18 protein-coding genes are annotated in these 13,486 nt (G+C 51.7%); 15 read left to right on the top strand and 3 right to left on the bottom strand.

Features of this window, described 5'->3' with window-relative positions; all coding sequences use genetic code 11:
• Positions 1–26 precede the first annotated feature (26 nt).
• From ACZ2GZ_RS11585 to ACZ2GZ_RS11540, 10 genes are all read left to right on the top strand, one after another.
• Positions 27–446, top strand: coding sequence for a thioredoxin family protein (locus ACZ2GZ_RS11585; RefSeq protein ID WP_021066655.1), 420 nt, complete (start codon positions 27–29; stop codon positions 444–446).
• Positions 443–1,225, top strand: coding sequence for a phosphatidylserine decarboxylase (locus tag ACZ2GZ_RS11580; protein ID WP_058763064.1), 783 nt, complete (start codon positions 443–445; stop codon positions 1,223–1,225). Before ACZ2GZ_RS11585 ends, ACZ2GZ_RS11580 begins: the two co-directional genes overlap by 4 nt.
• A gap of 127 nt (positions 1,226–1,352) precedes the next feature.
• A complete protein-coding gene (locus ACZ2GZ_RS11575) occupies positions 1,353–1,979 on the top strand; it encodes a YqeG family HAD IIIA-type phosphatase (protein ID WP_021066653.1) in 627 nt (208 codons plus the stop codon).
• 134 nt (positions 1,980–2,113) lie between these two features.
• The gene (yqeH, locus tag ACZ2GZ_RS11570; RefSeq protein ID WP_029595938.1) at positions 2,114–3,226 is read left to right on the top strand and encodes a ribosome biogenesis GTPase YqeH; all 1,113 of its coding nucleotides are present in this window, start codon (positions 2,114–2,116) and stop codon (positions 3,224–3,226) included.
• Positions 3,223–4,008: a shikimate dehydrogenase gene (gene aroE, locus ACZ2GZ_RS11565; protein WP_021066651.1), complete on the top strand. Its 786-nt coding sequence runs from the start codon at positions 3,223–3,225 to the stop codon at positions 4,006–4,008. The genes yqeH and aroE overlap by 4 nt, the downstream gene beginning before the upstream one ends.
• A gap of 5 nt (positions 4,009–4,013) precedes the next feature.
• Positions 4,014–4,310, top strand: a complete 297-nt coding sequence (gene yhbY, locus ACZ2GZ_RS11560; protein WP_021066650.1) for a ribosome assembly RNA-binding protein YhbY — start codon at positions 4,014–4,016, stop codon at positions 4,308–4,310.
• Positions 4,307–4,876 carry a nicotinate-nucleotide adenylyltransferase gene (locus ACZ2GZ_RS11555; protein ID WP_029595937.1) on the top strand — a complete coding sequence of 190 codons (570 nt, stop codon included), beginning with the start codon at positions 4,307–4,309 and terminating at the stop codon, positions 4,874–4,876. Before yhbY ends, ACZ2GZ_RS11555 begins: the two co-directional genes overlap by 4 nt.
• Entirely contained in the window at positions 4,866–5,423 is a 558-nt protein-coding gene (gene yqeK / locus ACZ2GZ_RS11550) for a bis(5'-nucleosyl)-tetraphosphatase (symmetrical) YqeK (RefSeq protein ID WP_029595936.1), read from the top strand. Before ACZ2GZ_RS11555 ends, yqeK begins: the two co-directional genes overlap by 11 nt.
• A gap of 10 nt (positions 5,424–5,433) precedes the next feature.
• A complete protein-coding gene (rsfS, locus tag ACZ2GZ_RS11545; protein ID WP_021066647.1) occupies positions 5,434–5,781 on the top strand; it encodes a ribosome silencing factor in 348 nt (115 codons plus the stop codon).
• Positions 5,781–6,506 carry a class I SAM-dependent DNA methyltransferase gene (locus ACZ2GZ_RS11540; protein WP_029595935.1) on the top strand — a complete coding sequence of 242 codons (726 nt, stop codon included), beginning with the start codon at positions 5,781–5,783 and terminating at the stop codon, positions 6,504–6,506. The genes rsfS and ACZ2GZ_RS11540 overlap by 1 nt, the downstream gene beginning before the upstream one ends.
• Positions 6,507–6,657: 151 nt before the next feature.
• On the opposite strand, the gene ACZ2GZ_RS11535 is transcribed toward ACZ2GZ_RS11540, so the two are convergent.
• Both ACZ2GZ_RS11535 and ACZ2GZ_RS11530 read right to left on the bottom strand, forming a co-directional pair.
• Positions 6,658–7,206 carry a GrpB family protein gene (locus ACZ2GZ_RS11535; protein ID WP_029595934.1) on the bottom strand — a complete coding sequence of 183 codons (549 nt, stop codon included), beginning with the start codon at positions 7,204–7,206 and terminating at the stop codon, positions 6,658–6,660.
• 217 nt (positions 7,207–7,423) lie between these two features.
• Positions 7,424–7,837 (bottom strand): VOC family protein, encoded by a 414-nt coding sequence (locus tag ACZ2GZ_RS11530; protein ID WP_029595933.1) that lies wholly within the window; start codon positions 7,835–7,837, stop codon positions 7,424–7,426.
• Between the two features lie 154 nt (positions 7,838–7,991).
• Here ACZ2GZ_RS11530 and ACZ2GZ_RS11525 point away from each other — a divergent pair, with 154 nt between their 5' ends.
• The 5 genes from ACZ2GZ_RS11525 to ACZ2GZ_RS11505 all read left to right on the top strand — a co-directional run bounded on the left by ACZ2GZ_RS11525 (position 7,992) and on the right by ACZ2GZ_RS11505 (position 12,296).
• Positions 7,992–8,573 carry a DUF2238 domain-containing protein gene (locus ACZ2GZ_RS11525; RefSeq protein WP_021066644.1) on the top strand — a complete coding sequence of 194 codons (582 nt, stop codon included), beginning with the start codon at positions 7,992–7,994 and terminating at the stop codon, positions 8,571–8,573.
• 108 nt (positions 8,574–8,681) lie between these two features.
• A complete protein-coding gene (locus ACZ2GZ_RS11520; RefSeq protein ID WP_021066643.1) occupies positions 8,682–10,151 on the top strand; it encodes a catalase in 1,470 nt (489 codons plus the stop codon).
• Positions 10,152–10,265: 114 nt separating this feature from the next.
• Positions 10,266–10,805 carry a sugar O-acetyltransferase gene (locus ACZ2GZ_RS11515; RefSeq protein ID WP_029595931.1) on the top strand — a complete coding sequence of 180 codons (540 nt, stop codon included), beginning with the start codon at positions 10,266–10,268 and terminating at the stop codon, positions 10,803–10,805.
• Positions 10,806–11,046: 241 nt separating this feature from the next.
• Positions 11,047–11,799, top strand: coding sequence for an oxygen-insensitive NADPH nitroreductase (gene nfsA, locus ACZ2GZ_RS11510; RefSeq protein ID WP_029595930.1), 753 nt, complete (start codon positions 11,047–11,049; stop codon positions 11,797–11,799).
• A complete protein-coding gene (locus ACZ2GZ_RS11505; protein WP_084158442.1) occupies positions 11,706–12,296 on the top strand; it encodes a YrvL family regulatory protein in 591 nt (196 codons plus the stop codon). The genes nfsA and ACZ2GZ_RS11505 overlap by 94 nt, the downstream gene beginning before the upstream one ends.
• Before the next feature lie 68 nt (positions 12,297–12,364).
• On the opposite strand, the gene ACZ2GZ_RS11500 is transcribed toward ACZ2GZ_RS11505, so the two are convergent.
• Positions 12,365–13,486, bottom strand: a complete 1,122-nt coding sequence (locus ACZ2GZ_RS11500) for a TlpA family protein disulfide reductase (protein ID WP_029595928.1) — start codon at positions 13,484–13,486, stop codon at positions 12,365–12,367.

Raw genomic sequence — 13,486 nt, 5'->3', positions numbered from 1 at the left:
TTTTATATTATTAGGAGGAATCGAATATGAAAAACAATGCCAAACGGGCGAACTTCATCACGTTCGCCATCATCGGAGTCATCATCGTCATCGGTCTCGGCTTGTTGTTCTTCTTGAACAACGCGAACGAGGAGACGGGCGTCAACGCCGTCACACCTGACGAGCTCGAGACGAAGATTTCAGAAGAAGAGGAAGTCGTCGTCTACTTCTGGCAGACAGGTTGCGAATACTGTGAGCAAGTCAAACCATACGTCGAGCCACTCATCGAAGAGAATGACGCCGTCTCCATCAACTTGGCCGACCACAACGTCTGGACGACTTATGGCATCAACGGGACACCGACGATGATTCGTTTCCAAGATGGAAAAGAAGTCGGACGTGTTGAAGGAGCGGTCTCTGAGCAACAGTATGAAACGTTCTTTAAAAACGAGGAGGGCACACAGTGATCAAAAGCCGCTTATATCAGACTTTGTTTGAATTGAACGCGACCCCGGTCATTGCCAAGCGACTCCGTGCCTTCGCTGAATCGTCAGCGAGCCGGGCCTTCATCCCGTCGTTTGCGAAAACGTATCAAATCAACGTTGATGAAGCGGCGGAACCGATCGAGGCTTATCCGAGCCTGCACGCCTTTTTCACACGTCATTTGAAAGACGGGGTCCGGCCGATTGACGCCAACCCGAACTCGGTCGTCTCACCATGCGACGGCAAACTATCCATCGTGGCCGATATTACGGACGACAGCCGCTTCGAGGTCAAGGGTCAGTCGTACACGCTCGCCGAACTGCTCGGATCGCAACAAGAAGCAAGACGTTACGCCGGCGGTACGGTCTGTGTCCTTTATTTGAGCCCGCGTGACTATCACCGCGTCCACGTCCCGCTCGCCGGGCGGGTGCTCAGTCATTATGAACTCGGTGACCGTTCGGCACCGGTGAATGACATCGGGTTGACGGAGACGGTTCGTCCGCTCTCACGCAACTATCGTCGCGTCACACGCTTCGAGACGGCCGTTGGAGTATACGAGCACATCATGGTCGGGGCGTTGAACGTCAATACGATCGAATGGACGCTTGAAGGCGACCACGCGGGCAAAGGCGACGAGGTCGGTTACTTCTCATTCGGCTCGACCGTCATCCTTTGTTTTGAGAAAGGCCGCGTCACCATCGACCCAGCCAAAATCGGCCCGGTTCGACTCGGAGAAGTCATCGGGACGATGCAAAACGGTTGATTTTTAAAACTTTTTCAGGCCGACCGAACGATACACTAGTCGTTTGGTCGGTTTTCGTTTACCATAGAAGGGATATCACTACATGTATAGTAGTTGAATCGCTTTAGCTAATTGGAGGAATTTAACCGTGTTTAATCGACTTTATCCGAAACAGTTCGTCGCGTCAGTATTTGACATCGACCTTGAAGAATTGAAAGACCGTGGGGTACGTGTAATTTTGACGGACCTTGATAATACACTCGTGGCCTGGGACGTCCCGCACGCACCAGAGCTTCTTTTGCTATGGCTTGAAAAAGTGAAGTCACACGGCCTCGATGTCATCGTCGTCTCGAATAACAACGAGAACCGCGTACGTACGTTCACGGAACCGCTCGGCCTTCACTATGTGGCACGTGCGAAAAAGCCGTTACCGTCTGGATTCAAACAGGCGCTCGCAAAATATGGCTATTCGACGAAAGAAGCCATCTTCTTAGGCGATCAATTGTTCACGGACGTACTCGGTGCCAACATGGCCGGGATTCACGTCATCCACGTGCAACCGGTCGTCAAGACGGACGGACTCGTCACGAAGTTCAATCGCATGCTTGAAAAAGTCGTGTTCGCCCATATGAAACGTCGCGGAAAGTACGTGTTGATCACGAAAAAAGTTGAGGAACTCGCCGTCGATGCAAAGCGCGCCAAAGTGGCCGTCGCTGAGAAAATCGGTGAAGCGATGCACTCACGTTCCGAAGATTCACATAAAAAAGATGAATAAGGACCTCGAACGCACAGGAAGAAGGAGGCTGTCCATGTACGGCGCGTAAGGCGTCGGAATTAACGCTTCAGGAGTAGCGGCGAGGCGCTACAGTGAATGAAGAAGAGGCAACTTAAATGACAGCAGACAACATTATGGAAGAAACAACACGTTATTGCGCCGGTTGCGGTGTCGCTATTCAAACGGAAGACCCAACCGGTGCCGGTTATGCACCAAAATCGGCACTCGATCGCGAGATCGTCATTTGCCAACGTTGCTTCAAATTGAAGCACTACAATCAAATTCAAGACGTCGAATTGACAGATGACGACTTCTTGCGCATCTTGAACGGCATCAGCTCCAAAGAAGCGCTCGTCATTAAAATCGTCGATATTTTCGACTTCAATGGCAGCTGGTTGCCAGGGCTACAACGCTCAGTCGGCACGAACCCCGTCCTCTTGGTCGGGAACAAAGTCGACTTGTTACCGAAGTCGGTCAACCCGAACCGGATGGCCAACTGGATGAAGTCTGAAGCGAAAGAACTCGGCTTGAACCCGGTCGATGTGCACTTGATCAGTGCCAAAAAAGGGCACGGCATCGACGAGCTCGCAGAGAAGATTGAGTACTATCGTAAAGGCAAGGATGTCTATGTCGTCGGTTGTACGAACGTCGGGAAGTCGACGCTCATCAACCAAATCATCAAGCGTTTCGGAGCAGAAGACGAGGCCATCATCACGGTCAGTCATTTCCCGGGAACGACGCTCGATTTGATTGACGTCCCGCTCGACGATGATGCGAACCTGTACGATACGCCGGGGATTATCAACCGTCATCAAATGGCGCATTATGTCGATGCGAAAGATTTGAAGACGATCACCCCGAAAAAAGAGATTAAGCCGCACGTGTTCCAATTGAACCCGCAGCAGACACTCTTCTTCGGTGGACTCGCCCGTCTCGACTACATGGAAGGCAACAAGCGCTCGTTCGTTGTCTACATGTCGAACGAGTTGAAGACACACCGGACCAAGCTCGACAAAGCAGATGAACTATACGAAAACCATATCGGTAAGATGCTCAATCCGCCGAACGAGAAAACGTTGCAACTATTGCCTCCGCTCGTGCGTCACGAGTTCAGTCTCCGTGACGGCGTCAAGACAGACATCGTCTTCAGCGGACTCGGTTGGGTTGCGATTCACGGAAAAGGTGGACGCATCGCCGCGTGGGCACCAAAAGGAGTTGCCGTCACATTGCGTGAGGCGCTCGTATGAGACTGGCCGTCATCGGTCACCCGATTGCTCATTCGCTCTCTCCCGTCCTGCACGAGCAGTGGCTGAGAGCGTCTGGGCTTTTCGGGCGCTATGAGGCGCTCGACGTCACCCCGGACGAAATCGAGGACTTGTTTCAACAGATGCGTGACGGTGTCTGGGACGGATTCAACGTCACAATCCCGTATAAAGAGGCTGTCATCCCGTACCTTGATACACTCGATGTGGCGGCCGAAGCCGCTGGTGCCGTCAACACGGTGTATAAGCGGGACGGGAAGCTGATTGGGACGAACACGGACGGTGCTGGCCTCGTCGCCGCGCTCGACCGCTGGACCGATTGGACGGGCCATGTGCTCGTCATCGGGGCGGGTGGGGCAGCGCGCGGCATCATCAGTGCCTTGCCGACCCGTGACGTCACGGTCACGAATCGAACGATGGAACGGGCGGAGCGTCTCGCGGACGCGTTCGGGATCGAGGCGCAGGCGCTCACAGATGTCGAGATCGCAAGGTATGACGTCATCATCCAGACGACATCGGTCGGCATGGACGGCGTCGATTCACCACGATCGTTAAAAGGTTTACGACAAAACACCGTCGTTTGTGATATCATATATCGTCCACTCGTCACACCGTTTTTAAAGGAAGCCGCCAAAGCAGACGCGAAAATCGTCAACGGAACTGCCATGTTCGTCGGACAAGGCGCTTTGGCGTTTGAATATTGGACAGGTGTGAGACCGGATCAACTTGTCGGAATGAAGTTAATTGAACGCTTATTGGAGGAATAAATAGTATGTTATCAGGTAAACAAAAACGCTTTTTACGTGCCGAGGCACACCACCTCTCGCCGATTTATCAAGTCGGAAAAAATGGAGTGAGTGAAGCGATGTGCAAAGACATCAGCGACGCGCTCGAAAAACGTGAGCTCTTGAAAGTTCAAGTGCTTCAAAACTGTACCGATACGCCGAAAGACGTAGCCGGAGAATTGGCTGAAGGCACGAAAGCCGAAGTCGTTCAAGTCATCGGAAAAGTCATCGTCTTGTACAAACAGGCGACTGAGAAAGAAAATCGCCAAATCAAACTCCCATGAGCCGCATCGGCCTGATGGGAGGCACGTTCGACCCGCCACATCTCGGTCATTTATTGATCGCCGAACAGGCGCGCGAACAGTTGGAACTCGATGAGGTCTGGTTTCTGCCGGCGGCGATTCCGCCGCACAAGGCGGGCTTCAGCCCGGCCGAAGACCGAATCGAAATGACCCGGCGGGCGATTGCGGATCAACCTGCGTTCAAACTGAGCTTGATTGAGTTTGAACGTGACGAACCGTCCTATACGGTCGAGACGATGAGACGGTTGCGGGACTTGTTTCCGGACGACACGTTCTTCTTCTTGATTGGGGCGGACTCGCTCGAATCACTTGAGAAGTGGTACGATTACGAGACGCTCGTCACCCTCGTCACGTTCGGGGCTGTCGCGCGTCCGGGCAGCCGCTACCGCATCCCGAAACAGGCAGATGTGCGCACGATCGATATGCCGCAACTCGAGATCTCGTCGACCGATATCCGGGAGCGGACGAGACGGGACAAGTCCATCAAATATCTCGTTCCGCTCGATGTCGAAACTTATATCAAGGAGCGCGACTTGTATGACGTATGAGGAAGCACAATCATTGATTGAGGCGACGTTGCCCGAGAAACGCTACATCCACACGCTCGGTGTCGTCGAGACGGCCGACCGGTTGGCCCGCTTGTACGGTGCCGATGTGGAAGCGGCGCGACTCGCGGCGATGTTGCACGACTATGCGAAATATTTGGATGCCGACATGATGCGGCAAGTCGTGGTCGAGGAGAACCTCGACCCGAGCTTGCTTGCGTTCGATGACGAGCTGTTGCATGCGCCGATCGGGGCCATCCTGTTAGACCGAGCGTACGACCTTGACCCGGCCGTCGTGTCGGCCATCAAGAACCACACGACCGGAGAACCGGGCATGTCCCGGCTCGACCAGATTTTATTCGTTGCGGACGCGATCGAACCGAATCGGTCGTATCCCGGCGTCGACGTCTTACGTGACCTCGCGGATCGTTCGCTCGAAGCGGCCGTCGTCGCGACGTTGCGCCAGACGATTGCTTATTTATTGAACAAGTCGGTGCGGATTTTCCCGCTGACGATTGAGACGTATAACCATTTTGTGAAAACACCCTAGGAGGTACAGTATGACTGTAAAAGAAGAATTAGAATTGATCGTGAAGGCCGCTGACGATAAGCGTGCCGAAGATATCGTCGTCCTCGACATGGAAGGCATCTCACCAGTTGCAGATTATTTCGTTATCTGCCACGGTAACTCAGAGAAGCAAGTCCAAGCGATCGCGCGCGAAATCAAAGACGTGGCCGGAGAGCATGAGCTTCCGCTCCACAAATTCGAAGGCATGGACTCGGCACGTTGGGTGCTCGCTGACCTCGAAAACGTCGTCGTCCATATCTTCCATCGCGATGACCGTGACTACTACAACCTTGAAAAACTGTGGGCAGATGCGCCACAAGTGGAAGTAGAAGTCGGCTAATGGCGTACGAAGGGTTCGCCTACGTCTACGATGAGTTGATGAAAGATGCCCCGTACGAGGACTGGGTCGCCTTCGTGCGCCGCCATGTCAAAGACGGTGCATCGCTTGCTGACGTCGGATGCGGGACGGGCTCGGCGACGATTCGCTTGGCGCAGCATTACGAGACGATCGGACTCGACTTATCCGAGTCGATGCTCGAAGTCGCCCAAGAGAAAGCGCTCGAGGCAGGCATCACGCTTCCGCTCTGGCAACAGGACATGCGGGAGCTTGAATTGCCACATCCGGTCGACGCCGTGACAATCCTCTGTGACTCGCTTTGCTATCTCGAGGATGAGGCCGATGTCATCGACACGTTCGAGGCGGTGTACGAACAATTGAAACCGGGCGGCATGTTCATCTTTGATGTGCATTCGCCAAACAAGATGCAGACGCTTTTCAACCAGAAGACGTATGCCTCGAACGGGGAAGATTGCTCGTATATCTGGTTCGCCGACCCAGGCGAAGCACCGCTCTCGGTCGTTCACGATTTGACTTTCTTTGTCGCCCTTGAGGATGGCACGTATGAGCGTGTCGAAGAGACGCATGAGCAACGGACGTATGAGCCGGGGCAATATATGCAATGGCTCATCGGAGCCGGCTTCCATGTGAAATCGGTCACGGCCGACTTTACGGACCAAGCTCCGGGCCCGAACGCAGAACGAATCTTTTTTGTCGCCCAGAAATAAACGAGACCCCATCGCGGATTTGCGATGGGGTCTCGAGCTGTTAACGAATCAAATCGCAACATGCGGTCTGATTTTTTTTATTGATGGCTCTGCCCGAAGTGAAGCATTGCTGCAGTCATGTTTGCCCAATTCGTGTTTCCATGCCTCCAAGTCAGGTGTTTAATACTTGATTTATAAAGGCAGCTTTAGCTTGAGTATACTTTTCTCGGTCATTACGAAATTCTTTTGCTAAATGTCTTTTAAGAAGCCCGTACTCATTTACAAGCGAAGGATTGTCTCGTAATTTATCTCGAAACTCAATCTGTTTTCCCCAACGATCTTCTGTTATTTTCATGATGTGTAAATGAGCAACTCGCTTATCATTTTTTACTTTCACAAAAAATCTCCGCCAGGATTGTCCATCTAGTTCAGGTGGTACATAGTGCCAATCATGCAACGTTAACGTATCAACAATATCGTGGATTTTTTCAAACGATTCGATCCCAATCATCACATCTATAATCGGTTTTGCGGGTAGACCAGGAACGGCCGTACTACCTATGTGTTCCGCTTCCTTGATGTCAAACTTTGAAAGTAAGTCGAACAACTCTCTTGTTTCTTGTAGACCTAACCGTGCCCACTGCACATTAGAATCTTCTATTTCAATAGTCTCATAAGCCCAAATCGGAATATTTGAGTGTTCGTGTTTGTCTTCTTTCATGAGTTTATCCCATCTCCCTGAAAGTTTTTTCACTTTATACGCAGAAACTCATTTTAAAACGCGATATAGAGAACCAGATCATTTTTATCTCATGTTGCTTACAGCCTTGTTTCTCCGTTCACAAGTAATTCAGTGTTGATTCATGGCCCCGTCATAATGCTAATCATAAAAAGAGTCGAAAAACCCCATCGCAAGTAGCATGGGGTCTTTGTCATGGTCAAGCCTCGTGACTGAATTGCCATTGGACACCGAAACGGTCTTCGACCATACCGTACGCTTTGCTCCAGAACGTCTCTTGGAGCGGCATGAGGACACGGCCGCCGTCAGATAGGGCCTCGAATTCACGACGGATGGCGTGGAGGTCATCTGTCACGACGGCGAGCGTGATGTTCTGTCCGAACGTGACCGGACCGTCCGGCATCGCGTCCGAAAACATGAGCGAAGTGCCGTGGACGCTCAGACGGGCATGGAGCACGAGGTCGGCCAGCTCATCCTGGACCGGTTCACCGTCCGGTCCAGGCTGGGCAGCAAACGTCATGATGTCCGGGGCGGGCTCGGCGAAGACGTCTGCATAAAACAGGACGGCGTCGCGACAGTCGCCATTGAAATTGAGATACGGGTTGATCGGCATGAGTGTTCCTCCTCGAATCGTTTCTTTCAGTATGAGACAAACTGATGACGGAAGAATCCGACAAAAGCACGAATTTTCGGACGGGATTGTTGAAACGGTCGCTGAAACGGGAATACGGTAGGTGAGACATTCTTACGAAGGAAGGCGCGCAGAGATGAAACTGACACGAGGACGTCTATTGGAATTCGGGTTCGTGTTGTTCATGGCGGTCATACTCGTCACGTCGATCATCGAAGGAGAGTGGTTTGACGCGAGCGTCGCCGGGGCGGGAATCGTGTCGGGTTTGATTCCGTTCATCCTCGAGAAGACGTTCAAAACCGAGTTCGACGCTAAAATGAAAGTCGCCTATATCTTATTCTTGTTTGCGTCGCAGTACTTGGGGTCAATTGTCGGCTTATATTCGAACGGTTGGTGGGACACGTTTCTTCACGTGTTGAGCGGCGTCTTCTTGGCGTTTCTCGGCTTTGATTTCTTAAGTCGACTTGATGAGGACATCCGACTTGAGATGCCGAAGCGGTTCGTCTTCGTCTATATCGTCGTCTTCGCGATGGCCGGGGCGGCACTTTGGGAAATGTATGAATTCACATCGGACTTGCTATTGAACACGACGATGCAAGGGAACGGGAACGACGACACGATGGTCGATCTCGTTGCCGGATCACTCGGCGGCATTATCGCAGCCTTGCTCGTGACCGAGATTCACCGAAAAGAACAACACAAGAAACGTAAAAACTGAAAGCGATTGCAAAACGTCCGAGCATAGCTCGAGCGTTTTATTTGTAATAATTATTATCTTTTAATATCATTAACTTTGTAAGAATGATTATAAAGAGGAGGCAACAATATGGATCAACATCGTCGTCTAACTACTAACCAAGGCGTCCCAATCGGGGATAACGCCAACTCCATCACAGCGGGTCGCCGCGGCCCGACACTTCTCGAAGATTATCAACTCATTGAAAAACTCGCCCACTTTGACCGTGAGCGCGTGCCGGAGCGGGTCGTTCATGCCCGTGGTGCCGGAGCACACGGTGTCTTCAAAGTTAAAAATAGCATGAAACGATATACAAAAGCCAAATTTTTGCAGGAAGAGGGACAAGAGACACCAATCTTCGCTCGCTTCTCAACCGTCATCCATGGTCTTGGCTCACCAGAGACGCTTCGTGACCCACGTGGATTCTCGGTCAAGTTTTACACGGAAGAAGGGAACTATGATTTCGTTGGAAACAACTTACCGGTCTTCTTTATCCGTGACGCCATCAAATTCCCAGACGTGATCCACTCACTCAAACCGGACCCACGGACGAACTTGCAAGACCCAGACCGTTTCTTCGACTTCATGTCGCTCACGCCGGAATCGACGAGCATGCTCATCCACTTGTTCAGCGATGAAGGGATTCCAGCCTCATACCGTCATATGCGCGGTTCATCGGTCCACTCATTCAAATGGGTCAACGAATACGGAAACACGGTGTACATAAAACTCCGTTGGGTCCCAAAACAAGGGGTTAAAAACTTGTCGATGGAAGACGCGGCGAAAGTACAGGCCGAAGACTTCAACCATGCGACACGCGACTTGTTCAACGCCATCGAGGAAGGCGACTTCCCAGAATGGGATCTCTACGTCCAAATCCTCGACCCGGCCGATATGGACAACTTCGACTTCGATCCGCTCGACGCGACAAAAGACTGGTTCGAAGACGTCATCCCGTATCAGCTCGTCGGTACGATGACGCTCAACAAAAACGTCGACAACTACTTTGCCGAGACGGAATCGGTCGGCTTCAACCCGGGCGTGCTTGTACCTGGGATTCAACCGTCGGAAGACAAAATGCTCCAAGGTCGCTTGTTCTCCTATTCGGATACGCAACGTTACCGGATCGGAGCGAACTACTTGCAGCTCCCAATCAACTGTCCGTTCGCACAAGTGTCGAACAATCAGCGTGATGGCGTGATGCCGTTCAAACAACAAACGAGCCCGGTCAACTATGAACCGAACCGCTATGAGGACGCACCGAAACCGGATGCGGCTTATATCGAGACGGAACAACCACTCTCAGGCGTGGCCGGACGTCAAAAAATCGAGAAGACGAACGACTTCGGTCAAGCTGGAGAAGTGTACCGTCGCTACTCGGAAGAAGAGAAGACGGCACTCGTGAACAACTTGGTGGCGCATATTAAAGAAGTTCGCCATGAAAACACGGTGCTCCTCTTGATCTGCAACTTCTACCGGGCCGACCGCGACCTCGGTGCGCGTCTCTCGGAAGCACTTAACGTCGATATCACACCGTTCTTGAGTCAAGTGACGGAATAATTATTTTAAGCAGAGTCGGCAACAGCCGCTCTGCTTTTTTGCGTATAATGAAGAGCACAGGGATGGCTCGTTTTGACTAGCAGGCCCTAATCCATACGTCAGGAGGAACATGTGATGAGAGAGACCATTTATTATGAACGAGGAACTGACGCTCTGAAGCGTCAAGGAAGACGTGCACAGCGGCTCGTGCAGCGCTTCAATGCATCTGAAGTCGATGATGATACGTTACGAGCGTCAATCCTCCGTGAACTATTTGGTACAGTGGGTGAAAATCCGGTCGTTGAACACAATTTTCATTGTGACTTAGGCACTAACATTCATGTGGGAAATCGATTTTATGCAGGCTATAATTGTACGATTTTAGATATGGCTGAAGTAACGATTGGCGATGACTGCATGATTGGACCGAACGTCGGGATTTATACGGCAGGACATGCGTTACCTTCACGTGACCGAAACAAGAGTGGGATCGCTACCCCGATTCATATCGGCAACGATGTATGGATTGGAGGGAGTTGCGTCGTTTTGGCAGGAATAACGATTGGCGATGGTGCGGTTATTGCTGTAGGTTCCGTTGTAACGAAAGATGTTCCTCCGAACGTCGTGGTGGCTGGAAACCCAGCCAAAATCATCAAAGCGATTGAGCAAGAATGATGATGAAACAACGAACTAATACGTTGCTGAACAGTTCCCGTTTCGTTTGAATGAACATGGCTTGATTCCGACGCTTGAAGAAGCAGAACGCTATTGTACATACAGCAATCAAGAAGACGTGGAGACAGAATCTGTCCTTTGGCTACCGTGGGCGATTTTTGAGGTGGATGTCTGAATAGAAGCTTTCAAAATTGTTCCGATCTTGTGGTTATGCCAAGATAAGAAAAAAGGGGGATGCTTCATGAATCAAGTCATCGAAACACTACTGAACCACCGCTCTGTCCGCTCGTTCACGGACGAGACGTTGACCGACGAACAAATCCGGCTCATCGTCGAGAGCGCCCAGCGCGCGTCGACGTCGAGCTTTATCCAAGCCTATTCCATCATCGGGGTGACCGACCCGGAGAAGAAAGCACGTCTGGCCGAAATCGCCGGCAACCAGCAATACGTCATCGACAACGGTCACTTCTTCGTCTTCTGCGCCGACCTATATCGACACGAGTTGATTGGAGAACTGCGGGAGGCCGAAGTGAATGCGACGCTCGAGACGGACGAGAAGTTGCTTGTCGCGGTCATCGATGCCGCGCTCGCGTCGCAAAATGCCGTCGTGGCCGCCGAATCGATGGGCCTCGGCATTTGTTACATCGGTGGGATTCGCAATGATATGTTCGCTGTGAAGGAACTGCTCGGTCTGCCGGAGCGGGTATTGCCGCTCTTCGGACTTGCCGTCGGTGTACCGGAGCACGTCGAAGGTCAAAAACCGCGCCTCCCTCTCGAGCATATTTATCACGAGAACACATACGTCGCAGACGCCGAGCAACTGAAACAAGAACTCGATGCATATGATGCGACGATTCACGACTACTACGCGGCCCGTGGGTCGAACCAACGAAGCGATACGTGGACCGGACAAATGGGACGGATGTTATCGAAACCGACCCGGCTCGACGTAAAAGACTTCTTGAAGACTCAAGGTTATTCAAAGCAAAATTAAGAACCGCTCAGGCGGTTTTTAATTTGGGGACGCTGTCTAAACAGAAGGGGGCAATCACGATAAAAGGAATCAAACCTTTATTGATTTGTACGTTGATTATTTCAATCATATTGATTGTGTTTACGTCTCTTGAATTTCTAATCTTGAAAATACTCGGTCTACAATATGAATCGTTGTGGAGTCTGCTCCTCTTCTTCCTCGTATACGGACTGTCAGAGATCCCGATTAACTTGTTTCTGTCGGCTTTATTGAAGGCGTTGACGACTCTCAATGTCATCCAATCACATACAGGGATGTTAGCTTTGTTCCTTCACATCATGAGTACATTCATCATTGTTAATATCATTGACCGATTGATGACGTCTGTGTCGATTTCTCAACTGGGGATTAGTCTGTTCTCGCTTGTCACAGGTCTAGTAGGGTGGTTATCTATTCAACAAGATCCTGATCCTCCAAAACGAGGTTCAAAAGAATTTGAAACTTACGAAAAAAGATGAGTAGAATTACCGGCGAGACAAATAAAGGAGCGGCTTTTCTCAATCGAGAGAAAACCGCTCCTTTATTTTCAATTTGTCTGAGCATCGAGCCAGGCGTGGTCGATGGCGCCGAATTGCTTGGCGACGATGACTCCATTTTCATCGAGGACGTACGTCGTCGGCATCGCCTGAATCCGATACGCATCCCCGACGATTCCTTCTTCGTCATAGACGACTTCGAACGCATCTTCATACGGGGCGACGAACGATTCGGCATCAGCGACATCCCGTTCGCTCGTCGTCGTATTGACGGCGACGATGGTCACATCGTCTTGTTCACGGGCAAACTTGGCCATGTCAGGCATCTCGGCCCGACACGGTGGGCACCACGACGCCCAGAAGTTGACGACGACCCGTTCGCCGCGCAACTCACTCAAGTTGAACGTCGTCCCATCCGTCCGCTTCAATTCGAAGTTCGGTGGCACTTGACCAATGTTCAAACCGGTCTGAGACGAACCGGCTTCGAGTCGTGGTGTCTCGTCTGGTAGGCTGGCGTTGATGATGGCGAGCACGACGATGAGACCGAGTCCGTATTGAAGGGCCTTCTGGGACGGTCGCGCCACGTAGGCGGCGACGGCGATTAGAAGGAAGGACGGAATGATCCACCACAACTCGAACGTACCGGTGACGATTGACCCGATCAACCAAATCGAAAATGCACCGACCCCCGTCCAGAGCAGTGCTCCGAGCGTCGGTGTCCGCATCCAGCGCCACGTCGCGATAAGCAGTAAGATGATGAGGGCGGCCATATAGAGATGGAGCGGTTGCGATGAAGAAAGCAGCGGGAGCGTCCCATATTTCGGGACGACGAGCGTCATCGCAAACCAAAGGAACAAGGCCGAGAACAACCAATAACCACGAAGGCTAGGCGAGAGCCGGTAGACGAAAAATGCAATCACACCAGCGGCGATCAGGATTGACCACGTGCCCCCGGTCGCATAAAGGGATAAGGCCAAACTACCCGTCGACGCGAGACCGAGGACGATTGCACTTCCTTTCCACGCGAGGAAACCGGCGAACCATGTGCCGAGGACGGCGTCGCGGTCTTTTTCCGATAAGCCGATTTTTTTAAAACCGATGTAGAGAATGAGCAGGCTGACCATCATAGCCAGTAAATCGAGTCGAACGTTCAATGGACCGATCGCAATCAC

Source organism: Exiguobacterium sp. KKT215 (assembly GCF_055635335.1).
The sequence above is the reverse complement of the archived record's forward strand: the minus strand, read 5'-3'. Positions and strand labels throughout refer to the sequence as shown.

Excerpts from the sequence above, each read along its gene's own strand:
- ACZ2GZ_RS11585 (WP_021066655.1), top strand. The coding sequence starts at position 27 with ATGAAAAACAATGCCAAACGGGCGAACTTCATCACGTTCGCCATCATC.
- ACZ2GZ_RS11535 (WP_029595934.1), bottom strand. The coding sequence starts at position 7,206 with ATGAAAGAAGACAAACACGAACACTCAAATATTCCGATTTGGGCTTAT.
- ACZ2GZ_RS11525 (WP_021066644.1), top strand. The coding sequence starts at position 7,992 with ATGAAACTGACACGAGGACGTCTATTGGAATTCGGGTTCGTGTTGTTC.
- yqeH (WP_029595938.1), top strand. The coding sequence starts at position 2,114 with ATGGAAGAAACAACACGTTATTGCGCCGGTTGCGGTGTCGCTATTCAA.
- yhbY (WP_021066650.1), top strand. The coding sequence starts at position 4,014 with ATGTTATCAGGTAAACAAAAACGCTTTTTACGTGCCGAGGCACACCAC.
- aroE (WP_021066651.1), top strand. The coding sequence starts at position 3,223 with ATGAGACTGGCCGTCATCGGTCACCCGATTGCTCATTCGCTCTCTCCC.
- rsfS (WP_021066647.1), top strand. The coding sequence starts at position 5,434 with ATGACTGTAAAAGAAGAATTAGAATTGATCGTGAAGGCCGCTGACGAT.
- ACZ2GZ_RS11540 (WP_029595935.1), top strand. The coding sequence starts at position 5,781 with ATGGCGTACGAAGGGTTCGCCTACGTCTACGATGAGTTGATGAAAGAT.
- nfsA (WP_029595930.1), top strand. The coding sequence starts at position 11,047 with ATGAATCAAGTCATCGAAACACTACTGAACCACCGCTCTGTCCGCTCG.
- yqeK (WP_029595936.1), top strand. The coding sequence starts at position 4,866 with ATGACGTATGAGGAAGCACAATCATTGATTGAGGCGACGTTGCCCGAG.
- ACZ2GZ_RS11515 (WP_029595931.1), top strand. The coding sequence starts at position 10,266 with ATGAGAGAGACCATTTATTATGAACGAGGAACTGACGCTCTGAAGCGT.
- ACZ2GZ_RS11530 (WP_029595933.1), bottom strand. The coding sequence starts at position 7,837 with ATGCCGATCAACCCGTATCTCAATTTCAATGGCGACTGTCGCGACGCC.
- ACZ2GZ_RS11520 (WP_021066643.1), top strand. The coding sequence starts at position 8,682 with ATGGATCAACATCGTCGTCTAACTACTAACCAAGGCGTCCCAATCGGG.
- ACZ2GZ_RS11555 (WP_029595937.1), top strand. The coding sequence starts at position 4,307 with ATGAGCCGCATCGGCCTGATGGGAGGCACGTTCGACCCGCCACATCTC.